This window comes from Nocardia arseniciresistens, from assembly GCF_046764875.1.
GTDB classification, from domain to species: Bacteria; Actinomycetota; Actinomycetes; order Mycobacteriales; family Mycobacteriaceae; genus Nocardia; species Nocardia arseniciresistens.
In genome coordinates, this window is record NZ_JBKORD010000020.1 from 133,503 (window position 1) to 156,684 (window position 23,182).

Annotated in this window: 22 protein-coding genes and 1 pseudogene; 16 read left to right on the plus strand and 7 right to left on the minus strand. The window is 64.4% G+C overall.

The genetic code is table 11. The features are described 5' to 3' along the window. The first annotated feature begins 207 nt into the window (after positions 1 to 207). From ACLMAJ_RS31860 to ACLMAJ_RS31905, 10 genes are all read left to right on the plus strand, one after another. Positions 208 to 1,986 carry an AMP-binding protein gene (locus ACLMAJ_RS31860; RefSeq protein ID WP_412017579.1) on the plus strand — a complete coding sequence of 593 codons (1,779 nt, stop codon included), beginning with the start codon at positions 208 to 210 and terminating at the stop codon, positions 1,984 to 1,986. Then, positions 1,986 to 3,131 (plus strand): beta-ketoacyl synthase N-terminal-like domain-containing protein, encoded by a 1,146-nt coding sequence (locus tag ACLMAJ_RS31865; RefSeq protein ID WP_412017580.1) that lies wholly within the window; start codon positions 1,986 to 1,988, stop codon positions 3,129 to 3,131. Before ACLMAJ_RS31860 ends, ACLMAJ_RS31865 begins: the two co-directional genes overlap by 1 nt. Beyond that, complete coding sequence (locus ACLMAJ_RS31870; RefSeq protein ID WP_412017581.1) at positions 3,128 to 4,123, plus strand: beta-ketoacyl synthase N-terminal-like domain-containing protein; 996 nt, start codon at positions 3,128 to 3,130, stop codon at positions 4,121 to 4,123. Before ACLMAJ_RS31865 ends, ACLMAJ_RS31870 begins: the two co-directional genes overlap by 4 nt. Continuing rightward, the gene (locus tag ACLMAJ_RS31875) at positions 4,120 to 4,389 is read left to right on the plus strand and encodes an acyl carrier protein (protein WP_412017582.1); all 270 of its coding nucleotides are present in this window, start codon (positions 4,120 to 4,122) and stop codon (positions 4,387 to 4,389) included. The genes ACLMAJ_RS31870 and ACLMAJ_RS31875 overlap by 4 nt, the downstream gene beginning before the upstream one ends. Positions 4,390 to 4,391: 2 nt before the next feature. Beyond that, positions 4,392 to 5,792: a salicylate synthase gene (locus tag ACLMAJ_RS31880; RefSeq protein ID WP_412017583.1), complete on the plus strand. Its 1,401-nt coding sequence runs from the start codon at positions 4,392 to 4,394 to the stop codon at positions 5,790 to 5,792. A gap of 215 nt (positions 5,793 to 6,007) precedes the next feature. Then, a complete protein-coding gene (gene pdxR, locus ACLMAJ_RS31885) occupies positions 6,008 to 7,498 on the plus strand; it encodes a MocR-like pyridoxine biosynthesis transcription factor PdxR (RefSeq protein ID WP_412017584.1) in 1,491 nt (496 codons plus the stop codon). A 196-nt stretch (positions 7,499 to 7,694) separates the two neighbouring features. After that, positions 7,695 to 8,231, plus strand: coding sequence for a hypothetical protein (locus ACLMAJ_RS31890; protein ID WP_412017585.1), 537 nt, complete (start codon positions 7,695 to 7,697; stop codon positions 8,229 to 8,231). Positions 8,232 to 8,285: 54 nt separating this feature from the next. After that, positions 8,286 to 8,771 (plus strand): hypothetical protein, encoded by a 486-nt coding sequence (locus ACLMAJ_RS31895; RefSeq protein ID WP_412017586.1) that lies wholly within the window; start codon positions 8,286 to 8,288, stop codon positions 8,769 to 8,771. A 142-nt stretch (positions 8,772 to 8,913) separates the two neighbouring features. After that, positions 8,914 to 9,177, plus strand: a complete 264-nt coding sequence (locus tag ACLMAJ_RS31900) for a hypothetical protein (protein ID WP_412017587.1) — start codon at positions 8,914 to 8,916, stop codon at positions 9,175 to 9,177. Positions 9,178 to 9,729: 552 nt separating this feature from the next. Further along, entirely contained in the window at positions 9,730 to 10,509 is a 780-nt protein-coding gene (locus ACLMAJ_RS31905) for a glycoside hydrolase family 16 protein (protein WP_412017588.1), read from the plus strand. Positions 10,510 to 10,538: 29 nt separating this feature from the next. Here the strand turns inward: ACLMAJ_RS31905 and ACLMAJ_RS31910 are convergent, their stop codons facing one another. Beyond that, positions 10,539 to 10,928: a hypothetical protein gene (locus ACLMAJ_RS31910; RefSeq protein ID WP_412017589.1), complete on the minus strand. Its 390-nt coding sequence runs from the start codon at positions 10,926 to 10,928 to the stop codon at positions 10,539 to 10,541. 49 nt (positions 10,929 to 10,977) lie between these two features. Continuing rightward, positions 10,978 to 12,990, minus strand: a complete 2,013-nt coding sequence (locus ACLMAJ_RS31915; protein WP_412017590.1) for a polyprenyl synthetase family protein — start codon at positions 12,988 to 12,990, stop codon at positions 10,978 to 10,980. A 351-nt stretch (positions 12,991 to 13,341) separates the two neighbouring features. Between ACLMAJ_RS31915 and ACLMAJ_RS31920 the strand changes: the two genes are divergently transcribed. The 3 genes from ACLMAJ_RS31920 (at position 13,342) to ACLMAJ_RS31930 (ending at position 16,054) form a co-directional block, all read left to right on the plus strand. Then, positions 13,342 to 14,784 (plus strand): flavin-containing monooxygenase, encoded by a 1,443-nt coding sequence (locus ACLMAJ_RS31920; RefSeq protein ID WP_412017591.1) that lies wholly within the window; start codon positions 13,342 to 13,344, stop codon positions 14,782 to 14,784. Between the two features lie 99 nt (positions 14,785 to 14,883). Continuing rightward, on the plus strand, positions 14,884 to 15,192 hold the full coding sequence (locus ACLMAJ_RS31925; RefSeq protein WP_412017592.1) for a hypothetical protein: 309 nt from the start codon (positions 14,884 to 14,886) through the stop codon (positions 15,190 to 15,192). Beyond that, a complete protein-coding gene (locus ACLMAJ_RS31930; protein WP_412017593.1) occupies positions 15,179 to 16,054 on the plus strand; it encodes a bifunctional DNA primase/polymerase in 876 nt (291 codons plus the stop codon). The genes ACLMAJ_RS31925 and ACLMAJ_RS31930 overlap by 14 nt, the downstream gene beginning before the upstream one ends. Positions 16,055 to 16,127: 73 nt before the next feature. Here ACLMAJ_RS31930 and ACLMAJ_RS31935 read toward each other — a convergent pair whose 3' ends face one another. After that, the gene (locus ACLMAJ_RS31935) at positions 16,128 to 16,385 is read right to left on the minus strand and encodes a hypothetical protein (protein WP_412017594.1); all 258 of its coding nucleotides are present in this window, start codon (positions 16,383 to 16,385) and stop codon (positions 16,128 to 16,130) included. A gap of 567 nt (positions 16,386 to 16,952) precedes the next feature. Between ACLMAJ_RS31935 and ACLMAJ_RS31940 the strand changes: the two genes are divergently transcribed. After that, positions 16,953 to 17,585, plus strand: coding sequence for a hypothetical protein (locus ACLMAJ_RS31940; protein WP_412017595.1), 633 nt, complete (start codon positions 16,953 to 16,955; stop codon positions 17,583 to 17,585). Positions 17,586 to 17,819: 234 nt separating this feature from the next. On the opposite strand, the gene ACLMAJ_RS31945 is transcribed toward ACLMAJ_RS31940, so the two are convergent. Together ACLMAJ_RS31945 and ACLMAJ_RS31950 are read right to left on the minus strand one after the other, a co-directional pair. Next, positions 17,820 to 19,271, minus strand: a complete 1,452-nt coding sequence (locus tag ACLMAJ_RS31945; RefSeq protein WP_412017596.1) for an SIR2 family protein — start codon at positions 19,269 to 19,271, stop codon at positions 17,820 to 17,822. Positions 19,272 to 19,652: 381 nt separating this feature from the next. Further along, positions 19,653 to 20,030, minus strand: a complete 378-nt coding sequence (locus tag ACLMAJ_RS31950; RefSeq protein WP_412017597.1) for a tautomerase family protein — start codon at positions 20,028 to 20,030, stop codon at positions 19,653 to 19,655. A 258-nt stretch (positions 20,031 to 20,288) separates the two neighbouring features. Between ACLMAJ_RS31950 and ACLMAJ_RS31955 the strand changes: the two are divergent. Together ACLMAJ_RS31955 and ACLMAJ_RS31960 are read left to right on the plus strand one after the other, a co-directional pair. Further along, positions 20,289 to 21,150 (plus strand): annotated as a pseudogene (locus ACLMAJ_RS31955) (transposase). Between the two features lie 594 nt (positions 21,151 to 21,744). Next, positions 21,745 to 22,170 (plus strand): bifunctional DNA primase/polymerase, encoded by a 426-nt coding sequence (locus ACLMAJ_RS31960; RefSeq protein WP_412017598.1) that lies wholly within the window; start codon positions 21,745 to 21,747, stop codon positions 22,168 to 22,170. Here ACLMAJ_RS31960 and ACLMAJ_RS31965 read toward each other — a convergent pair. Both ACLMAJ_RS31965 and ACLMAJ_RS31970 read right to left on the minus strand, forming a co-directional pair. Further along, entirely contained in the window at positions 22,127 to 22,306 is a 180-nt protein-coding gene (locus tag ACLMAJ_RS31965; RefSeq protein ID WP_412017610.1) for a hypothetical protein, read from the minus strand. The genes ACLMAJ_RS31960 and ACLMAJ_RS31965 overlap by 44 nt on opposite strands. Before the next feature lie 302 nt (positions 22,307 to 22,608). Next, on the minus strand, positions 22,609 to 23,025 hold the full coding sequence (locus ACLMAJ_RS31970; RefSeq protein ID WP_412017609.1) for a transposase: 417 nt from the start codon (positions 23,023 to 23,025) through the stop codon (positions 22,609 to 22,611). Between the last annotated feature and the right edge of the window lie 157 nt (positions 23,026 to 23,182).

A 23,182-nucleotide genomic window follows, 5' to 3' on the forward strand; every position in this document is an offset into this window, starting at 1 on the left:
GCAACCGGACCACTGCGGTTCGTCGATATTGGCACTTTGCCGTGCAGGTTCGGAAATATATGGTGCAACCATACGAGGAAAGAAATAGCCGATCGGGTGGACGAATTCTTGTTCACCGCTGCGGGAAACAATGTCGTACTATCCGGTACGAGACCGTAGTCCGGGTCCCTCGTCAATGGTGGCATGAACAATTGTCAGGATATGAAGATGGTCGGATCCGAAGAGTGGTACCGCGGCAGTGACAGGAATTGCGACCGGCTTCGCGCCATTACCGCCGAAGTGCTCGAGATGGACGTCGACGGTGTCGATGTTCGGGCGCATTTCTACGAGGATCTTGGCGCGTCCTCGCTGGAAAAGGCCGAAATACTCGCTCGTATAGAACGTGAATTCTCGGTTACGCTTTCGGACGGTTCGATTGCGCGCCTGGATTCGGTCGGCGACGCGTTGGCGGTCATCGACGGCTCGGATTGTGGCGCGCCGGTGAACCTCGTCGAATTCTTTGTCGGAAGGCACCTCGATTCGCCCAGAAAGGACGTGCCCGCCTATATCGATTCCGACCTCGGCGAGGTCGGTTACACCGAACTGTTCCGCGCCGCGGGCGCATTCGCGAATCTGCTCTCCGACAATGGAGTCGTGCCGGGCAGCCGGGTGATGGTGTTGGCGGACGACTCGGTTGCCACGGTGGTGGCGGTGCTCGGGCTGTGGTGGCACGGCTGCGCAGCGGTACCGGTGAATCCGGCGCTGTCGGATAAGGAGATCGGGTTCATCGCGGCCGACAGCGGGGTGAAGTTCGGATACGTCGACGTGTCCGGGACGCGTCGGAACAGACTTGCCGCGGTGCTGCCGGACATCGGGCAGCTCGATGGGGACCATATCCGCGAGTCGATACTGCGGCAACAGCGCTCCGACGAGCTGCCCGCACCGCAGCAGCAGTGGCTGCTCGATCAGGAAGCCCTGGTGCAGTACACCTCCGGCAGCACCGGCGCGCCGAAGGGTGTCGCGCATCGGGCGAGCGCACTGCAGTGGGTGCCGTCCGGGTTCGGGCGGGTAGCCGCGCTGGCCCCCGGTGACATCGTGCTGTCGACGGCCAAACTCTCGTTCGCATACGGGTTCGGCAATTCCCTATTGCTGCCGCTGCGCGCGGGTGCGACGACCGTGCTGCTCAACGGCGGGGTGGACGCCCAGGTCGTCGCGAGCGCGTTGCGCCGTCACCGTCCGACCGTGCTGTTCTCGGTGCCGCGCCTCTACGCCGCTCTGGCCGAATCGTTCGACCACCGCGACAGTAGGCTGCGGCTGGCGGTTTCGGCGGGCGAAGCACTGCCTGCGGACCTGAGCGAACGGGTCATGCGGCGACTCGGGGTTCCGCTGGTGAACAGTCTCGGGACGACCGAAGCGCTGTACATCGTGCTGGCAACGACACCCGCCGAACCCGGTCCCGGCACCATCGGCGTGCCCGTTGCCGGGGTGCGGGCCACGGTGCGCGACCAGGACGGCAGGATTCTCGACGGTGACGATGTGCAGGGTCGCCTGCACATCGCGGGTCCGTCCGTCGCGGCCGGCTATCTCGACCGGCCGGAAGCGACTCGGGAAACCTTCGCCGACGGCGGCGCGTACACCGGTGACATTGTCCAGCGCGCCCGCGGCGGTCCGATCCACTACCTCGGTCGAGCCGACGACTTTCTGAATCTCGGCGGCAACAAGGTGGCGCCCGCCGAGATCGAGGGTGTCGTCCGCGCTGTCGCAGGGGTCCGCGATTGCGCCGTAGTCGGGGTGGCGGACGGCCACGGGCTGCAGCAGGCGGTGCTTTTCGTCGTCGTGGACGGTGACCGGGAGCCCAACGCCGTCCGTCGCGCTGTCATCGCCTGTCTGCGTGCCGAGGTCGCGTCGTTCAAGCGCCCCGGCCGCGTCGAACTGGTCGATGCCCTGCCGACGACGTGGACCGGCAAGCTTGCGCGAAACCGGCTTCGGGCGATCGGGGCGAACTGATGCCGTGGGATGTCACTGGGATGGCGGCTGTCGCGTCCATCGGGGAGACGCCCGACGCGATCTTCGAGTCGCTGTGCGCACGGCGGAGCGGAATATCGAAGCTGCGCGCGTTCGACGCGGCGAAGTACCGGACGTGCCACGCGTACGAGGTCGACAACCGCACGGCAGACGGTGACCGGCCGTTCCGGGCCACCGAGTGGCTTCGCGCCGTGATCGAGGCGGCGCTGGCCGACGCGGGCCTCGCGGCGGCTGCCGAGCGGTATCCGGTGGTGGTCGGAACCACCCTGCGGGAACAACGCTCCGCCGAACTCTGGTGGCGCGAGACCGGCGGAAAGCCCGGAAATGGGATCGATCCCGATCGACTCGACTTCTCGGCCGCCTTGCGGGACCTTCCCCAGGTCGGACGGGTGCACACTGTTGCCTGCGCCTGTGCGGCGTCGCTGTATGCGCTGGGAATGGCGACCGACATGATCGAACTGGGGCTCGCCGAGACCGTGGTGGTCGCAGGCACCGACTCGATCACTGAGAGCGCGTTCGGCACCATCGACCGCGTTCAGAGCGGGACGCCGCAGGCGCTGCGGCCGTTCGACGCCGCGCGCGCGGGCATGATCATGGGCGAAGGTGCGGTGGCAGTCGTCGTGGGCCGGGCCGGGACCGACACCGCACGACACGCGCGCCTGCTCGGTGTCGGCATGAACTGCGACGCCCACCATGCCACGGCGCCGGACCGGGAGAGCATCCGCGAGGTCATCGCCGACGCCCACGAACGGGCCCGCATCGACGCCGCCGACGTTGACCTGGTGATGTTGCACGGAAGCGGAACGCGACTCAACGACGCCGTCGAAGCGTCCGTTCTTACCGACGTGTTCGGCGGGCCCGCCGCGCCACCGGTGATGACCGCGATCAAGTCGATGACCGGCCACACACTCGGCGGGTCCGGGCTGCTGAGTCTGATCGTCGCGGCCGTCGCCATGCGTCGCGGGTTGGTACCGCCGATTCTGGGTCTCACCGATCCCATCGCCGAGGCGGCCGGGCTGCACCTGGCTCGCGACGTCGTGCGGGCGGACCTGGCCGTGGCGCAGATCGACGCGTTCGGTTTCGGCGGCATCAATGCGGTCGCCGTCATCGGGAAGGGGACCCGGTGACCGGCCGTGCGACGGTGGTCACCGGAGTCGGCCTCGCCGTCACGGGCCTGCGGACCGCTGCCGATCTGCTGTCGACCGATCCGGTCGAGCCGGGAGCCGGACCGTCACCCGACCTCACGGGACGGCACATGAGACACAAGGACCGTGCGTCGCGACTGGCGCTACGCGCGGTTGAGCAGGCGCTCGACGACGCGAGTCTGGCCGCCGAGTCGACCGGTCGCGAGCACACGACGCTAGCCACCGTGGTCAGCTCCAACTTCGGCAACCTCGACAGCGTCTGCGAGTTCACCGACCGGATCGCCGAGCATTCCACTGCCGCACTCAGCCCACTGGGTCTGCCGCACGTGTCGTCCAACGCCATCGCCGGGTGGATCGCGATCCGGCACGGGCTGCGCGGACCGAACCTCACCTTGTGCAGCGGGCGGACCAGCGGGTTGGACGCGCTGGTGTGGGCCGCCACGCTCATCGGGGCGGGCCGGGCCGACGCTGCGGTCGTCGTCGGGGTCGAACCGGACACCGGACCGGTGCGCAGCTTGCACGGACCGGGTCGGCGGGTCCTCGACGGAGCCGCGGCGGTGATCCTGGAATCGGAAGCGCACGCGGCGAATCGGCAGGCAATCGTCCGGGCGCTGATCGACGGTGGTTGCCACAGCGACAGTGTCGACCAGGTGGTCGCCGCGATCCGCACGGCGGCTCGGCCGCCGCGACTGTGGCTGACACCGGCGGATGTGTTGCCGGAATTCGGCTCGCCGATCCGGGTCCTGGATCTGACCCGACGGCTCGGGGAGTGCTCGGGCGCGCTCGGAGTGCTCCAGTGCGTGGCGGCGGTAGCGCAGTTGGACGGCGGCGACCGGAACCCGGTGTACGCCACCTGTAGCGATCCGCACGGCGACGAGGCCGTGACCCTACAGCTGCGCGCACCGCACGCGGCGGCATCCGTCTCGGCCGGAAGCAGGGTCGGAAACCACGAACTCGACCTGGAGGAACGATGACACGGAGCATTCCCGAGCGGGTAGACCCGGAGGACCTGCGGCAATTGGTGGCGCGCGTACTGGAAGTGCCTGCCGCCGAAATCGGTGACCACACAAACTTCGTCGACGAATGGAACGTCGATTCGCTGCTCGAACTCGAGCTCGCAACCCGCATCGAGGAGCGTTACCGCGTCGCGATTCCGGAGACCGAGGTCGCTTCGCTGACATCGCTGGCGAATGTCCGCGAACTCGTCGACCGCATGCGCGGTGCGGACCCGAATTCCTGAAGATGGAGAACCACGTGACCACCCCGGAATCCGTCCGAATAACAAGCGCGGTCGATCCCGTGACCGCGGTGTCGCGGCTGGCCGGCTCCGGCCGCTTCGGTGACCACATCGTCTATGAGCGGCCCGGCCGATGGGTGTTCGCCGCCGACCCGCTCGGCCGGATCGAGCTCGACAGCGACGAGCTGCGGGTGAGCGCGGCCGGAGGGTCCACTCGCGAACGCTGGACCGGCAGACCCGTGGACGCTCTGGAGCGGGCGTTCGACTCGCTGCGGGTGGCCTGCGGCGCGGGAGCCTCGGGCACCGCCTACGGCTGGATCGCCTTCGAGTTCTGCGCCAACGCGCTCGGCGCGCAACGGCACCTCACCGAGAGAACGAGCTTGGCGCACATGATCATTCCGCGAATCGAGGTGACGGTCACCGAATCGGAGGTCACCGTCGACGGCGCGGCCGCTGCCGAAATCGAGGTGATCGAGCAACTGCTGCTGCCACCGGCCGAGCCGCTGCCGACACCGCATCCGGTCGACGTGCGCGCCGACGCCAGTGGCTACCGTGCACGGGTAGCGGCGGCCGTCGCGGAGATCGCTGCGGGCGACTACCAGAAGGTGATCCTGTCTCGCCGGGTCGAGCTGCCCTTCCGGGTCGACCTGCCTGCCAGCTACCGCCTGGGCCGGGCGCACAACACACCCGCCCGGTCGTTCCTGCTGCGGCTCGGTGGCCTGGCCGCGGCCGGATTCAGCCCGGAGTTGGTGGTGTCGGTCGACGACGAGGGTGTCGTCACCACCGAACCGCTGGCGGGCACCCGGGCGCTGGGGCGGGGCGTCGCGGCAGATCTGGCCGCCCGCAATGAGCTGGAGTCGGACCCGAAGGAGATCGTGGAACACGCCGTCTCTGTGAAGACGTCGTTCACCGAAATCGCCGCCGTCGCCGAACCGGGTTCCACGGCGGTGGCCGAGTTCATGGCGGTGCGCGAGCGCGGCAGCGTCCAGCACCTGGCCTCCACGGTGCGCGGCAGACTCGCCCGGCACCGGACCCGGTGGGATGCGCTGGACGCGTTGTTCCCGGCGGTCACCGCGTCCGGCATCCCCAAGCGGGCGGGTGTCGACGCCGTATTCCGCCACGACGCTGCCCGCGGACTGTATTCCGGTGCGGTGGTTGCACTTTCGGAAAACGACTCGATGGAGGCGACCCTGGTGTTGCGCGCGGTATACCAGGACGAGGACACGGCATGGCTGCGAGCGGGCGCCGGCATCGTCGCCCAGTCACGGCCGGATCGGGAATTCGAGGAAACCTGTGAGAAGTTGGGCAGCGTCGCCTCGTATCTGGTGCCTGCGGTCTCCCGTGGACCTGGGTCTACTCCGCGATCACCGATGGTGACGGGCGGGTCGCGCCACCAGCAGCATTAGGGAATCGTCGAATTTCGCATCCGGCATAGCCCGGCATAGCCGAGAAGTTGCGTCGCCAACGCATGCCTGATTACTCTCAGGCATGCTCGGCTGGATTCACGCGTGATCGCGGCACTGTCGGTTGCCCCGCGCGAGGCCGGGCAGTCCTTGCGGGCTACCGGCCTTGCCCATGTTCCGCAGTCGACCCACCGCTGAGATCGCCCGTGGATGTGCACGTGAGCCTCACCGGCCGCGGGGACCTCGGCGCCCAGATATACCGGCAGATCAAGGCCGCCGTGCTGGACGGGCGGCTGCTACCGGGCCAACCATTGCCGCCTTCCCGGGAACTGGCGCGCAGGCTGGCGGTGTCGCGCAATACCGTGACCGGCGCCTACGACCGACTGGTCGCCGACGGTCTGGCCGAGAGCCGGGTCGGCGCAGGCATTTTCGTGCGCGCTATAGCCGCGCGGCAGCGGCCTCACCCGGCCACGCCCACATCGGTCGCGATGGTCCACCCGTCGCCGTCGTGGGCGGACATCAGGGTGCCCCAGCCCGGCTTCTTCACCGACGCGCCGCCGTACGACCTACGGCCCGGCATCCCGGACGTGCGGCTATTTCCGTACGAGGCGTGGCGGCGGTTGACCTCGCAGGCGTTCCGGGCGTCCTCGATCGGCACCGGAATGCCCATCGACCCGGCGGGGCTACCTGCGCTGCGGGCGGCCATCGCCCGGCACATCGGGGTCTCGCGGGCCGTACAGGTGACCGCGGACGACATCATCATCACGCAGGGCATCCAGCAGGCGCTGGACTTGGTGGGGCGGGTGCTGCTGCGTCCGGGCGACTGCGTGGTCATCGAGAATCCGTGCTATCCGCTCGTGCGGGAGCTGTTTCGCAGCCTCGGGGCCGACGTCGTGGGAGTCGACGTGGACTCGGAGGGTTTGCGGGTCGACCTGCTGCCCGATCGCACGCGGATCGTGTACGTCACTCCGTCGCATCAGTTTCCGCTCGGTATGCCGATGTCGGCCCAGCGCAGGCGGGCGCTGCTGGAGTGGGCGAGTAGCCGCGACGTAGTGGTGATCGAGGACGACTACGACACCGAGTTCCGCTACGGTGGCCGTCCGCTCGAGCCGCTGCACAGCATCGACCCAGCAGGCCGGGTCATCTACGTGGGAACATTCTCCAAGGTCATGCTTCCGGTGCTGCGGATCGGTTTCGTCGCCGCCCCCGCGCCGCTCTTCACGGCATTGCGCGCCGCGAAGTTCGTGACCGACTGGCATTCGCCGCAGCCCGCGCAGGTCGCCCTGCTCGGCTTCATCGAAGAAGGGATGCTGGCCAAACACATCCGGCGGATGCGCCGGGAGTACCAGGCCCGCCACGACCGGATAGTCGAACTGTTGACCACGCGCTTCGCCGACCTGCTGACGGTCATTCCGTCAGCGGTGGGCCTGCACGTGTCGGCGTGGACCCAGCCCGGTGTCGACGCGGCTGCCGTCGCCGCCCAGGTACGGGCGGACGGCGTCGGCATCTTCCCGATCTCCCGGTATCGCATGGGCGACGGTCCCGACGGCCTTATCGTCGGATACGGGGCCATCGCCGCAACCGACGTCGACCACGCACTCGACCTGCTGCACGCCGCGCTGGAGCGGAACCGGGCGATCGCGCAGCGAACCGGGACTGCCACGCCTAGTGGCGATTTCACGGTAGGCTGCGGTTGCGCGGACCCCTGACGAAGAGAGCTGCACGCGCCCAGTGACAGCGGACATCGGTTATGCAGGGACGACACGGGCGAGGCACAGACCAACCGCTTGACACAAAACGCCTTACGCTGATGAGCGGACGTCGATGCTGAACGCCGCTGGCCCGCACGGAAAGGGCCACGTTGCCGGGCTCCCTCCGGCGAACCGCCGTTGAGCTACTACTGCGATGATTCACGCCAGCACGATTCCGGTGGACTATTATTTGGCGGCTGTCCGCCCCACCATGCAGCCGCCAGAGGTTGCGACCCCGCTGAGTGGCCGACAGCACCGCGGCTACAAAACCTTCCGTGCCGCGATGAAAGACCTCCTCAAAGCTGTGCCCGACACCTACGAGCAGTTGGTTGCGCGCGATTCGGAACTCGCCTATGCCCGGGACGCGCTGCTCGAGGCCGACCTCATCGACAGCGAACGCCATGTCACCCTTGCCTATTCGATGGTCCAACTACGCCGCTCCATCGCGCAGACGCCGACCGGCCCGGACAACGCAGTCGGCGAACTCCGGCTGATGCGGCACCGGCGGGCTGCCCAGTACGCACCGTTGATCCGATGCGCGGTAAGCGGCATGCGTGGACGCTACTGCCAGCCAAAGCTTGTGCCGGCAAGGGCTGGCAGGTACCGAACCGTGATCGGCGCGGCGGCAGAGCTGGGCAATCGGAATCGGTCACCGAACCCGCAACCTTCTGACAGACATGGGATTTTGTGACGGCCTCGATTAGCATCGCCCGGCATTCGCACTCAACGACAGGGGTACCACCTCGTGACCAAACCCGCCTACCTCGCCCTCGGCCTACTCGCGGTCACGCTCACCGGCTGCTCGACGCATCCCAGCACCTCACCGATAGCAGCCCCGACATCCACGACGACGACCGCGGCCAAGTTCGGCGCACCAACCACCACCGCGACCGCGCCAGCCGACGACAGCCACGCCGGACCCGCCCACATCCCCACGTACGTATGCGATGAGGCCATCGTCGTGCGACCGCTGGGGTACAAGGATGGAGACACCGTCGTGATCACCGGCCGAGGCGACTGCCAACCTACTGAAGGCACTGTCGGACAAGACAACACGATGAGAGGTCCCTGGCAGATCACCCAACGCAGCCCGACACCGATCACTTACAACTGCGGAAAGCAACTTCCAGCGATCATTGGCCTCGACGGCAAACCCATCGAGATCGTCACCATCTCCGGCAACATCGCGAATGCTCCGGCCTACGTCAACGGCTACGACTGTATCCCGTAAGCGATCACACGCCGACCGGTTCGGTCAACGCGATCAGCGGCAGTAGCGGATGTTCGTGCCGGCTGACCATGTTCTCCACCCTCGAATGCGGCGGCCTCGGTGCGAGAGCTGCACCGGCAGCGCTGCACCTGGGATTGGGGGCATGACCACAGCGACGGGCCTTGCTACCCTCACGGCTCATCGCATCAACGTGGAGGATCTCTTGTACCGTCCCGTGCTGAATGTCATTGCCGGCGGCGCGCTTGCTGTCACGCTCGCCCTGCAGCCCGCGCTCGCCGCGGCCGCGCCGAACGGACCCTCGGTGGCACCATCAACCACCGCCTCGACCGAGATCACCGCGCCATTCGACCCCATCTGCCCGCTCTGCTTCATCCGTGAATTCATCGAAAGCGGTTCCGCGCGCTGATAATCCGTCCGACGGGCGAGCAGGAACTGCTCGACCCGCTTGGGTTCAACTGACGGTCGAGTAATCGCCGAAAAACAACGGATGTGGCATAGCCCTGGTCAGGAGTGGTCCGTCGTTTTGGGCTATGGGGCAGTATGTTTGGTGCTTGGCTCGGCTGCCGATGATGATGGTCGGCGCGGTGGAGGTTGTGGTTCGTGGCGCCGGGGGCGTATGCAGCACCAACACGAAAACCGGCTTGTACCAGCGCTATTGGACGCTGCGCTGGACACCTTGGCGCGCGCGGACAGTCCGTTGGACATCGGGCCGCCGTCTGGTGATCATTGATCCATTAGCTCCCGGAACACTCGAAGTGCAGACGATCAGGTGCTCGTCGGCACGGCCGGCACGAATCCTGGACCACCGCAACTGGGTAGCACGACTATCGGCTCCCCTTCCGATCACCATCAGGCTTCTCGAGGTGATCGACACCCAGTCCCTGACCTCCTCGGCCAGTTGACAATCCGCGAGCATCAAGCGAACGTTTGACCGTTGATTTCTAATGAGAGGTGATCCTTGATACGTACGTTACGGACCATTGGTGCGGGCTTGGCCAGCGCGGCGATCGCAGTCGCCATCCTCGGCCCGGCTGCGTCGGCCGACCAGCCGGCGGCGGACGGCCCCGGAGCACTGGTGTTCGCGGACGAGTTCGACGGTACTGTGATCGACCAGTCGAAATGGGCCATCCACTCGAACGCGGAGCCCGACCAGTGCCTCGGGAACAAAGGCAATCAGCAGCTCGAGTGGCACACCTGGGACGCGCTGTCGGTCGGCAACGGCGTACTGACGGTCACTGCGCGCAAGGACAACCCGCAACCGGGGTACGAGTGGTCGAGCGGGCTGATCACCACCGGGCAGACGTGCGGGCACGACCCGGCCCACTCGTTCGCGGTGAAGCCTGGTGACTACGTCGAGACCCGGCTCAAGCTCCCGGCGGCGACGGGGTTCTGGCCGTCGACCTGGACGTGGAACGGGAACGGTTCGAACGAACAGGACACCTACGAGTTCTACAGCGACAACCACCGCAAGCTGTACCTGACCAATCACCAGTCGGGCGGTGGCAGTTGCCCGTACGAATCCCCGACCGACCTCACCACCGACTGGCACACGATCGCCGAACGCCTAGGCCCGAACAAAACCACCTGGTACCTCGACGGCCGCCAGATCTGCGAACAAGGCCCGTACTCCGGCACGGGTGACGCCCTGATTTTCGACCTCTTCGTCTACGCTGGCGTCCCACCCACAGTCACCCAGGAGTCGACGCAGGTCGACTACATCCACGTCTACCGCCCCTGACCCACCACCCGCGTTCAACGACTTGATCATCACACCCTCGTGACCGGAAGCGAGCGCACCGTCGAAGTATCGGGCAAGGCCACGATCTTCGTCTTGCCGGACCGCGTCTCGAGGACGGTCTCCGAGGCCTGCGCGACATCCGAGAACAGGCGGTAACCCCGGGGTGTGACATATCGCTCAGGACTGCCGTGATTGATCTGAAATACCTTGGTAGGAAATTGGATTCGCAGAGCCACCTCGACGCGGTGAACATAGCCTCGGCACTGGATGGCCTCGACAACCACGGCGTCTCCGACTCCTGGCAGGTTGGCTTGATCTATGAAACGGGCGCCGACGGCCGCAGGGTGCTCGGTCGAACTCGTACCCCAGAACGCTATCCGCACGGGTGACCGAATTCGGGCGATGCTCTGACTCGGCATGCGACTATCCCCCACTCATCCGATCGCACTTGATTGCCTGGTCATCGTTCTAAACACCCGCGGTAGGAGTCAGGTCGTCGGCCGGGAGGTAGATCTCACGCCGCAAGCGTTCCAAATCCGGCGCCGCGGAAGCGGAGGTTTGCTCGTACCGACCGCTCTCACGCCCCCAGAGCCCCACGTTCGCCAGGTTCACGTATATCTCCGCGTAGTTCTTCCCCCGGCCCGACATGCCGGGAAGCACGCGGAAGAGTGCGGGGACGTAGCGGATCAGCGCCTCGAGCTGGGCGCGTTGCTCGGCCACTTGGCGCTGCACCTGCTCCACGGCTTCGCGGCGGGTGCAGCCGGTCTCGTGCCGGACCGCCCGCACCAGGTTGTAGGGGACTTGGTCTGCCTCGTCCTGATCCAACCCCACCAGGTCGTTCTCCACGAAGGTCACAAAGAAGACGAGTTCCTCGAGACGACGGATCACGGGGTGGTTGCGCAGCTTCGACGGCAGTTCCCGGTCCTGGTATACCTCCACAGTGGCGAGGGCGGTTTCGCCCCCACTGGTCGACGTCCGCAACGGCAGGTAGTCGGCCGTGGAGGGGATGTAGCCGTTGAGGCGATGGTGCGCTTCGCGTTCGGCGGCTTCGCACCATTCCTCGATGCCGTCGAGGAACCGTTCCTGCCAGCGGGTGCTGCGGCCCTCGCGCAGGCGCGGCCATAAACGCGCCCACGCCGTCGGGATCGCGCCGGGCCGCCACGGTTTCTCCGGGTCCTGGCGCAGCGTTGCTACCAGGCCACGCCGCAGCGCGGTCACGGCTTCCGGGTCCCTCAGCTGCGGATCCTCGAAGAGGTCGTCCCACATAAGGGTCAGCACGGCCATGGCGTAGGCGGTCTGTTCACGGGCCGGGCCCGCCGCTGGGACCAAGGTTTGTGCCGGGCTCCAGATCGCTCCTATCCACCGGTGGTAGTCGGCCTCGGCCGGGGTGACGGCAAGGCCGGTGTCCACCAGCCAGCTCCTCAGCCATTGCGCGAGCTGCGGCGGAAGCCCATCACTGTGGGCCCCGGGCGGCTGCGTCACCTGCGCGGGGACCGCGTGACCAGAAGTTCGCCGGTCGAGGATGGACCGGACGTAGGCGGTCATAGCGTGGCGGGCGCTCGGTGCAGCGGCCACGGCGGCGAGGTGACCGGCGGCCTGCTGCATGAATTCCTCGGCCACAGCCCGTGCTTCGTCCACAGCGCCGGAGGCGATGACCAGCTCGTGAGCGCGTGCGGCTTGCTCACCCGTCATTCTGCTGCGCAGCAGGTTGGCAAGGTCCCGATTGCGGGCAGCGGCGCGGATCACGGGAAGTGTGTAGATGCCCTCGGGCAGGTCAGCGTTGACGGGCTTGCCCATTTCCTCTGCGGTCGAAGTCAGATCGAGGATGTCGTCATACAGCTGGTAGGCCAGCCCGAAGTGGCGGCCGAACAGCGCCAACGCCTCTTCTTCATCCGCGGAGCGGCCAGCCTGCATCGCACCCACTCGGCATGCCAACGACAGCACTGCCGCCGTTTTGCCGTCGATCGTGTCCAGGTAGGACTGTTCGCTGCGGGAGGCCACATAGAGGTCGGCGGCCTCGATCACCATGCCCGCGCACATCTCCTCGCCCGCGATCGTCGCCGCGAGAACTTCGCGCTGGCCGAGTTCGGCCAGCATGCGGATGCCCGAGAACGTCACCGAGTCCCCACCCAATACGGCCATATGCGAACCCCAAACCACGTTGGCACTGGGCCGGCCTCGACGCTCGTACGCGTGGTCGACGACGTCGTCGTGATACAGCGAGCCCAGATGCATCAACTCGACAGCGGCGGCGGCGCGCACCGCCCGGTCCTCGGCCGGGATCGCGGGATCGGTGAGCAGGTAATACGACAGCAACGTCAAGGTGGGACGGACCAGGCGGCGAGAGGTGTCCGGTCCTTGGTCTGTGAGTGCGGTCAGTTCGGGCCTGCCCCGCAACTGCACGGGGCCGAGAACGTCACGGACGCGGTCGAGGTCCGCATCCAGATGTGGGAAGACAGCCGAATCGATTTCACGTGGCACGCAAACACTCCTGACTGGGCACATCGGTCATCTACCGCCGATCAATGGCAATTTGACACCACCCTGAGGCGGAAGATGTTGGTAACGGCCAATTTTGACGTCTCCGCCATAGGAGTGATGACGGTTGGTGAGTGCCTTTGGGGCGAAAACCTCCCCCGATCAGCGTTGACTTTCCCGTAGTAAGAGATAACCCGTGAGCGTATCGGTGTCGGTAGGGAACATCGGTCGGTCGTGCACGGCGCACCAGCGGGCGAAGTGCCGCCACTCCCTCCGTACCGGGCGGCCAATCCCGGTGGTGGACTGGTCATCACAGCCCCAGCGCATCAGAGGATGCGGCGCTAGGCTGAGTCTGTGGCTGTAGTCATCGTCGGTGCAGGATTCGGTGGGGTGGCGATGGCGTTGGAGCTCGTGCGCTCCGGTCACCATGATTTCGTCATCCTGGAGATGGCATCCGAGGCAGGGGGAGTCTGGCGGGAGAACACCTATCCGGGTGCGGCATGCGACGTTCCGTCGCCGTATTACTCGTTCTCATTCGCCCCGAATCCCAGTTGGCCGAGACGGTATTCGGAGCAGCGCGATATCAAGGACTACCTGAACCGGCTGATGGATGACTACGGTCTGCGCCCGCACATCCGGTTCAACACAGAGGTAACCGGCGCGGACTTCGATGCGGCAACGCGACGGTGGCGAATCGAGACGAACACTGGCGAGACTTTGGATGCTGACGTGTTCGTGCCCGCCACCGGCCAGCTGTCCCGACCGGCAATTCCGGCAATCTCGGGCCGGGAGTCATTTGCGGGCGTCAGCTTCCATTCCGCGGAGTGGAATCACGACTACGAACTCGCCGGCAAGCGGGTGGCGGTCATCGGAACCGGTGCGAGCGCCGTCCAGTTCGTGCCGCGGATCCAGCCGGTGGTGGCCGATCTGACGGTCTTTCAGCGATCGGCTCCTTACATCCTGCCGAAGCCGGACACCGCGTACGGTCGTCTGCACCGGTTGACTTTTCGGCGGAGGCCACTGCTGCAAAGCGCGGAGCGGCTGCTGTGCTGGTCGGGCGGGGAACTTGCCGCCTTGGGCCTTGTGGGGAATCGAAGCATCGCACGCTTTGTCGGCTGGATCGCGAAATGGAATCTGCGCATACAAATTCCGGACGAGAAACTGCGGGCGGCGCTGACGCCGGACTATCCGATCGGGTGCAAGTGTGTGGTATTCGGCAACAACTTCTATGCCGCGCTCACCGAAACCAATGTGCACGTGGTGACCGAGGCCATCACCGAGATCACCCCCCGAGGAATCCGGACTGCCGACGGTGTTGAGCACGACGTCGACGCCATTATCTACGGGACAGGTTTCCTGGCGCAGGAACTGTTGGCGCCGATGAAGATCCGAGATCACAACGGTCGCGATCTGCACGATGTGTGGGCCGCAGGCGCGCGGGCCTACCTAGGCATCGCGGTTCCCGGGTTTCCGAATCTGTTCATCATGTATGGCCCGAACACCAATCTCGGCTCCGGGTCGATCATCTACATGCTCGAACGCCAAGCGCGCTACATCCGCCAACTCATCGAGCATCTCGACACTCGTCCGGGAACCGCGCTCGACGTTCGCGCCGACGTCGAGCGACGCTACGATACCGAGGTGCAGCGCAGGCTCGCCTCGACGGTATGGGCGTCCTGTGCGAGCTGGTATCGCTCCGAAACCGGCCGGATCTCGACGAACTGGCCCGGACTGGTCAGTGAATACGACCGACGCACCCACCGAGTCGAGATCGCGGACTACCGGCTCATGTCGTAGGCAGAAGGTACGGGCGGTCCAACGGGGATAGGGAGCATCCGGCGGTAGCGGCGTGGAGCGGCGTGGAGCGCCGTGTGGCCTGCGGACCCTCGGACCTGCATGTACTCGACCTCGACACCAGCCACGGCCAACCACCCCCGCCGCCGTGGGACCACGCCCGCGATTGCCCGCGACGTGTTGGCCCAGCTCGCCGCCGAGGTCGGTCAACCGATCCCGGTCCCCACCTATACCGTCTCGACACCATCCGTTATCAGCAGGTGGTTCGGTCATTGCAACAACGTCATCAACGAAGCGATTGTCCCGGACTTGGCTTCGTTGTTGCAGCGTTATCAGCAGGGCGGCAACGACGATCACGTCACCGGTTTCGTGCGGCGGCTGGAAGAGGTGGTCGTGCGTGTCCAGCCGTGATCTCCTCGATGCGGCGTTGGCCGCGGGGGCCCGTGGGTGGTGTGTGTTTCCTCTGGTTCCGGGCAGGAAGACGCCGGCAATACGGTCCTGGGAGGATCGCGCGACCTCCGACTCCGCGGCGATCCACCGGCTTTGGGCATCCGCAGCGCGCTACAACGTCGGCGTTGCCACCGGCAGGTCGGGACTGGTGGTGGTCGACTTGGACGACGACCTCTCCGGTGATTCACCGCCACACTCTTCTGGGAGAAGTCACGGCCGTGATACGTTGGCGGCCTTGGCCTCTGGTGTCGGCGCCGTGTTCCCCGACGCCACTTTCACCGTGGTCACGCCGGGCGGGTTGCATTTGTATTTCCGCGCTCCTGCCGGGTTCGAGTTACGCAACACCACGGGTAAGCTCGGCCGACTGATCGACACACGGGCGCAGGGCGGGTATGTAGTAGCCGCAGGATCGATCGTGGATGGTCGCCGTTACCGTGTCCTGCGTGACTCGCAAGTCGTGGAGCTGCCACAATGGCTCGCGCATCGGCTGATGCCCGCACCGCCGCCGACAGCAACGCCGCCGATGCAGTTACCGTCCCCGCGCGCGGACGCCTACCTCCGAGCGATTCTCGACGGCGAATCGCGCAAAGTTGCACGGGCACAGGTCGGTTCCCGCCACAATGCCCTGCTCAGGGCCGCAGTGAAGTTGGGACGGCTGGTCGCCGCCGGTGAACTGGCCGAATCAACGGCCCATGCAGTTCTGGAACATGCTTCCGCTCAACATCTCGGCGTCGCCGACTACACCGAGCAGGAGGTGCGGGGCACGATCGACGACGGCATCGCCTATGGCGCGCAGTTTCCGCGCCGAATTAGGAACCTTTGACCTTCATTGATGTCTCCCCAGCGACCACCAAAACGCGCGCTAGGCGGCAGAAGGGTGCGAGGATTGAGTTGGTTTACAGATTCTCGTCGTAGTACTTCGCTTCGGCCTGCCGCAGTTCCTCCATGCTCCATTCCGTCCCGGGCGGCAGGTATCCCCTGAGCGTGGCGTCGTTGACGTAGTACTCCCGCACGCGCTCAGGCAGCGGGGCCAAACGGCTGTCCTCGTCGGACCACCGACCGGCCACCATCTTGGCTTGCGCGAGCTCTTCCCAAGAAGTACCGGACCCCAACACAGCGTCCTGCACGCCATCGGCGAGGCCATCCTCGTTCATCGCAAGATAGGCCAGGATCTGACTCGTGGCCGACCCCTACCACCACCGAATGCGACTTCCGCAATGTCAGGACCGACACCACCGTGGAAAGCTCGGAATTCGGCATAGCGCGCGTTCGTCGGACGCTTCCGCCGCTGACACGACTTTTCACTGGCCTGGCGACCCTTCAACGTCCGCTTGGTGACGCACAGGCCGACCGGTGATCGACGCCGGAACACACCAGCATGGCTACGTAGGAAATAGCGCACTCCCCGAATACATCACCTTCACCAGTAGATCAGCATTCGGGATGAGGGAATCCGCCGTCACGCTCGCCGGTCAGGGATTACCGTGTGCTCCGATCTGGCTCTACCCCACGGCTTTTCGAGGCGGGAAATTGGATGGCGTATGCCCTGGCAGTGCGGCCCTCGTCCGGGCGGCGCACGTGGACAGTGATCGATTGTTCACACCGCACGGTCGCGCCGATCGAGGGCTGGCTCGAGGCGCACCGCACGGTGTGGTCGCCCAACACGGTGCGCGGATATGCCACCGCGCTGGCGCACTGGTGGAGCTTCCTCGAGCTACGCGGTGAGGCCGACCGACCGGGACGATGCCGAGGTCTCGACCGTGCTCGGATTCGTGTCGTGGCTTCGTAATGGCCGCACCGTCGAACATAACCTCGTCACCGCCGATACCGAGCCGTCGCCACACACGCTCGAGGCCAGACTGGCGGCGTTGATCTCGTTCTGCCGGTGGCAGGAACCGTCACCGCGGTGCCGGTGGCCGGTCGGCTGCCGCGTGGCGCACCACGGCGCAAGCCCGCGCGGGGACTGCTGGCGCACCTGTCGGCGCGGGTGGCTCCGCAACCCTCATCGCTGGTGCGGCGACCCCGTCACCTTCCAATCGGTCCAACGCGAAGCCCGCGTCTCCCATGCCTTCCTCTACAACCACCCCGAACTCCGCACCCGCATCGAGCACCTGCGCACCCAAAGCCAACCCACTCGCCACACCCCAGCTCTGCCCCCGGACTCCGAAAGCTCCCTCGTCCTCGCCCTCACCAGCCAGATCACCCAACTAAAGAAGCTGCACCGCCAACAGGTCGACGAGCTACGCGACGCTCTCACAGAAGCCCACGGCGAGAACCTCGACCTCCGCCGAGAGCTGACCCGCCGCGGAGGCACCTGGCCGAGCCACTCTTACCCAGCACCGTCAACGCAGTAACCACACATCGACGAGACACTCAGGCGAGATCGGACCATCGTCGGCTGATCTTGCCGACGGCCTGCACGGCATCCGTTCCTGGACAGTCGATCTCAGCCTTCCCATGGTCAGCAGCCACGCTACTGGAACCGGACAGCGGGACTGCCTGCTCCCCGCGCCGCCCCCGACCTGACCTGCATCGCTGATCGATTTCGCAATGTTTCACATCTGCATCATCGTGATCCTCATCCAGGATTACTCGGGGTACTCCTTGTCTTGTTCAGTCAAATATCGGTCGTAGTCGTCGCAGTATATCCGCGTCTTCTTACGTCCATCAGCAGTAATCATATCGAAGACATACCCACGCAAAATTTTCCCCTTGTTCAGCTTGCACCAGTCTTCGGAGAATTTCATTTTTCGTTCAGGGTTACCCGGAAGCCAATGCGCCGGATCATGAAGACTGAGTGGTGCAATGCCACTCGGAATCAGATAGGCAAATCGATCACTGCCCATCGGCCGATCGTCATGAAGTCGAACATGAATATCCGCATACCTGGTCCAACTAGCATCATTTTCTTTGTCCCGTTGCGGATTAATGTTAAACCCTGTACTCCGGCTTGGAAGAACCGACCGTTGCTGCCCTTTCGGTAGAGCCGGAGGATGTTCACAGGATCGGCGCTCACTCCCGGCAGGCGACTCCCTTCTCGGTGCAATTTCCTTAAGAAAAGGACCTAGATCGTCATATGTTTCACCATAGGACACGGCGACTAGCCCGGAATGTTGGGAGCTAAACTTCGACAGACCGTCATCTGTCACCAAGGTGTAATGGGTCTTGGTGGAAGTTACTTGGGCGAAACGCAGCCACTTGATAAGTTCCGAGAAGTTCGGGTCGTCCAGACCTTTGCCGTAACCAATCATTACCAGTGACGACTGCCTCGCAAGCTCGCGGAGTAATTCTTGAGAAACAGCCACCTCCCTCAAACGTCCATAGTCCTCTCCGGTAAGGACTACGGATGCCTGGTCGGAGAAGGACCCATGAAGATGGAACACATACTTCTCTGGATCGCTCACAAATTTCTCATGCGCACCCAGAGTGCACCATGTGATAGATTCACGATTTTTGTATGACGCCTTCCAAAGGTCGTCATAATTTGTCGTCATAATCCGGGTCACGTGAGGTAGAGCGTCGACAAGTTTGTTATTTTCAGTGACTTTGAGGTTGCCGATTTGCTCGTCCAGCCACTTCTGGTATTGACCTCCACCCGCTTCTCGGAACTGTCCCCCGACGAACTGCGCGATAGCAACAAGCATCTCCGTGTTCGGAGGGTTCTTCGAGTTATTGAGCACGTCTCGGAAATGCTGCACATTATCAGCCATCTCGGGATTTCCACTCTCATACCAATCCAGTCCAGCGTGGAGGAGTCCCTTCCATGTAGCAACCGGATGATTTCCGCTCAGTGCCGCAGAAACGCCAGTTCCAAGCACGACAGTTGCCCCACCAGGTTTAGCTAATGCGTCTCGCAGTCTTTTCTTGTAGGATTCTTGCTGCGTGATATACAGCTTTTGTTGCGTCATGTTAGCTACGTTACAAGCGGCAACCTCGTCGGTCGAGAGCACCAGCGAAAACTGATCCAACGCGAAGGCCGGGAGTTGACCTGAGGTACGAATTTCTTCGAATAAAAAATCCCAATCCCCATTTTTCTCCAATATTTGGACTCGGAGCAAGGCTACCTAGTACTCCAGCAGGACTTCGTGATCATGTGAGTCGGCCGGTTCGCCGCTTCAGCAGAGCGGCCACCAGCCAGTGGAATATCGGCCCCACGACCACCACAACGACCCTTGGTGTAAGCCGTGCCGCCCCGTCTGCCGGGTCCTCAGCGACAGCACTGGATCGATCCGACCTGATTTAGCGCCCGCCGCACATTTCAGGGCGACTACGCCCTGCGACCTCCGGTTGACGGCACGCGGGATCGCCTCCCGTCTCGCGACACCGTGACGGGATCGGGCGGTTGTACCTGGCGCGGGAGTATGGTGCCGAAGCTTGCTGTGGCACAATGGTGTTGGGCGCGGTTTGCACGGAGGGAACTGCTAGACCCACGGTTCGCCGTTGCCGAACGACCAATCAGAGCGGTCAACGAAGACCGTGTTAATCATGATGTCATCAGGGCGTACGGATAACTTGGTCTTTAGTTCGTCGGCTATGTACCGGAAGAAGGCCAGCTTCGAATCTTTATTGTTTCCGACAGTGCTGGTCACTTGGATCAAGATGAAGTCAGGCGACCGATCCCAGCCGAGGAAATGTTGATCATAAATTAGATTTTCGGGCGAGTGCTCGCCGATGACTACGAAGCGGTCGCCCTTCGGAGCCTTCAGGACATCGACAATGCCCTGGTAAACGACCTCGGCCACGGCGGCGCGATACTCGTCAGATTTTCCTTTGAGTAGATCAATGCGTGCAAACGGCATGAGATTCTCCTTGGGCGCTGAGGGCCCCCGAAGCGGCGCTGGCGTGTGATGCGTACCGGCAACCTGGCCAGCTTCGTGGATTGCGCGAGGCGGCGCTGTTGGTGCAAGAGGCCCGGCATCTTGGCCAGCTCCGGGGTTAAGTTTGTAACATAGCCCCATAGTACTCGAGCAGGACTTCGTGTCCTGTGGTGATTGTGGCCGCCCTGCTGACAGCAGGGCGGCCACCGCGTGATCAAGTCGTATTTGTGTGGAACACAACTGAATTGGCGGTGGCAGGGGATTTCGAGGATCTGGCAGGTCGTGATCGGGGCACGGTTCGGCCGGGTCGAAACCCGACGCACGGCACGGAAGATGCTGGTCGGGATGGTGTCGGAGCTGCCGAACAAGAACTGTTGGAGCTTGGCAGAACATGCCGGGGATCGGAGCCCCGGATGCGATGTAGCATCTGCTGTCGGCTGCGGTCATCGACGAGGGTGGTCTGCGAGATGACTTGCGTGACTACGTGATCGAGTATCTCGGCGACCGCGAGGCGACATTGGTCGTCGACGAAACTGGAGATCTGAAGAAGGGCACGATGACCGTCGGAGTGCAGCGGCAGTATTCCGGCACCGCGGGTCGCATCGAAAATTACCAGGTCGCGGTGTATCTGACCTACGCCACCACCACCGCGGCGCCCAGGTATCGATGGCTGCTGGTCCGCTGCAACCAGCGCACCGGTGAGCTGGCCTATTACCGCTGCTACAACCCGGCACCGGCCACGCTGGTGAAAGTCGCCGGACGGCGCTGGTCCACCGAGGAGAACTTCCAAACCGCCAAAACACTGACCGGGCTCGACCAGCACCAGGTCCGCCGCTGGGGCTCCTGGCATCGCTGGACCCTGCTGGCCATGCTCGCCCACGCCTTCCTCACTGTCCTCGCCATCGGCCAACACACCACCGAACCGACAGCCACTGATCTAATCACCTTCACCCGCAACGAGCTTCGGCACCTTTTCACTGTCCTACTACTCGCACCGATCCAGGCAATCGGTCACCGACTGCACTGGTCGACGTGGCGGCGACGACACCAACACCGCGCCAAAACCAGCCACTACCAGCGACGAACCGACCGACTCACATGATCACGAAGTCCTGCTGGAGTACTAGCCGCGATTGCGTACGGACTTCATGGGTAGGATCTGCGCAACATGGCTGATGCCGGACCTCGGAGCATCACAGGCTTGAGCTAGAACAGGCCAGAACTGATCGGGCCGGTCGGTCGGCGCCACGCACCTCCGACGCGAGCCCCGCCGGACATTTCCCGCAGTCCGTGGCCACCTCGATTCACGTATCAGTGCACGAACTGTTGAAACTACTGCCCCTCGAGCCCAGGTTTCAGACGCGCAGCCTCACCCGCACCCGCGTCGGCCACGTCCGCGGTCCTGCTGAAACAGCAAACCCGGACCGGTACAACCACGACCTACAACTCCAACTGAAACGCGGTTGACCGGACTAACGCGACCAGCTTGCACCTGCAGTCACAATCTCTGACCTACCTCGTCTGTCGAAGCTCGATCCGCACTTCCCCATGAAAGCAAAGTTCTGCCGGATCCCCGCCGCGCAGTCACCGCCAAGTCGTGGCGGCTTGCCGTCGATCGTTGAACCGATCGCAATATCGCTGCCACCAGCACAGATGATGCGATTCCCAGCTCGAACCACCGATAACGCCGGGGGGAATGCACCTCTATTACCGCGCACCGCGAAAACGACTGTTGCGCAACACCATCGGACGGTTGGGCTGGCGCATCGACAGCCGAGGCAGCGGTGGGTACATCGTCGCCGCGCAGTCCGAGCTACCCCACGGCAGCTACCGCGTAGCCGACGAGCATGCACCGATCCCGCTGGCTGACACGGATGTTGGCTCCACCGCCGTCACCACTGTTCCCGCGGCGGTTCACCCCGATCAGTCATCCAGATGCCTACGTCGAGGCGGCGTTGTCGAATCAAAGTGCTCGGGTCCGCGCCGCACCGGCCGGCACCCGGCACCGCGTGGTGCTGTTGGCCGCCAACAGCCTCGGCCGTCTCGGCGGTGCGCTGCCAGCCGATACGATCTACCGACTAGCGGGTCAACTCGTCGCTCATCTGGGCGAAATCGACGTTAGTAGCCACCCCGTCGGCCGCCGCGAAGGACCGGGCCCTGGCCGTCGGGGTGACAGGTGTCTCTGCCTCCTTGGGTTCTGCAGGAGCGGGTTCGATATCGATTGTCGTTGCTTCAGTTTCAGGCGTGGGCTCGGACATGTCTGACTCCTTACGGGTCTGATCCGGCAAGCTGTCGGACCTACACGAATTCTCCCACCACAAAGCCGGGCTCGCGGATGGGTTACCTTCCCCACCGCAGCCCCTCGACAGCCAAGGCAGGTCACGATTGAACCGAACCAGGTGGGTCAGCATCGGCATCTGAGCGGACTTGACACCGTTGCACGCCAGACCCAGCCGGATGAACTCAATTCGGCATGAGCGTGCATCGGGAAGCTGTGTGGACCAACGAAATCTGGACCACCGCCCGACGCGCGATCCGCGGCAGAAGACCTCCGATCGTGCTAACTGTCAAGCCGCGGCCGATGTTTCAGGTTTGGCGGCGGGGTGTCCGAGGCCTTCACCGGGTCGTAAACCTGGTGGGTCTGTAGGCAGTGATAAAGCTGGCCGAGCATCTTGTTGACCAGATGCCGGACCGCCGGGGCGTGACGGTCACCATGCTGACGACGCTGACGGTAATGCTGTTGAGCTGGACCAGGATTCATCACCATCACTGCGGCCCGGACCCAGCCGACCGCAGCTAGACGGTCGTTCTTGATCCGGCGGTAACTGATCGAAATGGACTTGCCCGATGCCCGGGTGACCGGCGCAGACCCAGCGTAGGACTTCAGCGCTCGAGCATCAGGTCGCTGGTAGACGATTTGGATCGAAGTGGTTGCGCGGCAGGGTGTTCGGTCTTTGCGTGGTGCCCCGTCTTCGATCGCTTGACACGCAGAGTGCTGTTAGCTGTCAATAGGGTCGAATTCCGAAGCGGATTAGCCTCTGCGAAGAAGTAGGGCAGCGCACGTATCGCTGCTGGTAGAGACTCTACCGAGCCCCCCGTCCGGTTCCTGGGTGGGGGTTCAGCCCTTTCGGCGG

What these genes read in the sequence shown, in the direction of transcription:
- ACLMAJ_RS31860 (WP_412017579.1), top strand. Translation starts at nt 208, where the DNA reads ATGGTCGGATCCGAAGAGTGGTACCGCGGCAGTGACAGGAATTGCGAC.
- ACLMAJ_RS31865 (WP_412017580.1), top strand. Translation starts at nt 1,986, where the DNA reads ATGCCGTGGGATGTCACTGGGATGGCGGCTGTCGCGTCCATCGGGGAG.
- ACLMAJ_RS31875 (WP_412017582.1), top strand. Translation starts at nt 4,120, where the DNA reads ATGACACGGAGCATTCCCGAGCGGGTAGACCCGGAGGACCTGCGGCAA.
- ACLMAJ_RS31880 (WP_412017583.1), top strand. Translation starts at nt 4,392, where the DNA reads ATGGAGAACCACGTGACCACCCCGGAATCCGTCCGAATAACAAGCGCG.
- ACLMAJ_RS31890 (WP_412017585.1), top strand. Translation starts at nt 7,695, where the DNA reads ATGATTCACGCCAGCACGATTCCGGTGGACTATTATTTGGCGGCTGTC.
- ACLMAJ_RS31900 (WP_412017587.1), top strand. Translation starts at nt 8,914, where the DNA reads ATGACCACAGCGACGGGCCTTGCTACCCTCACGGCTCATCGCATCAAC.
- ACLMAJ_RS31910 (WP_412017589.1), bottom strand. Translation starts at nt 10,928, where the DNA reads ATGCCGAGTCAGAGCATCGCCCGAATTCGGTCACCCGTGCGGATAGCG.
- ACLMAJ_RS31925 (WP_412017592.1), top strand. Translation starts at nt 14,884, where the DNA reads ATGTACTCGACCTCGACACCAGCCACGGCCAACCACCCCCGCCGCCGT.
- ACLMAJ_RS31935 (WP_412017594.1), bottom strand. Translation starts at nt 16,385, where the DNA reads ATGAACGAGGATGGCCTCGCCGATGGCGTGCAGGACGCTGTGTTGGGG.
- ACLMAJ_RS31950 (WP_412017597.1), bottom strand. Translation starts at nt 20,030, where the DNA reads ATGCCGTTTGCACGCATTGATCTACTCAAAGGAAAATCTGACGAGTAT.
- ACLMAJ_RS31960 (WP_412017598.1), top strand. Translation starts at nt 21,745, where the DNA reads ATGCACCTCTATTACCGCGCACCGCGAAAACGACTGTTGCGCAACACC.
- ACLMAJ_RS31965 (WP_412017610.1), bottom strand. Translation starts at nt 22,306, where the DNA reads ATGTCCGAGCCCACGCCTGAAACTGAAGCAACGACAATCGATATCGAA.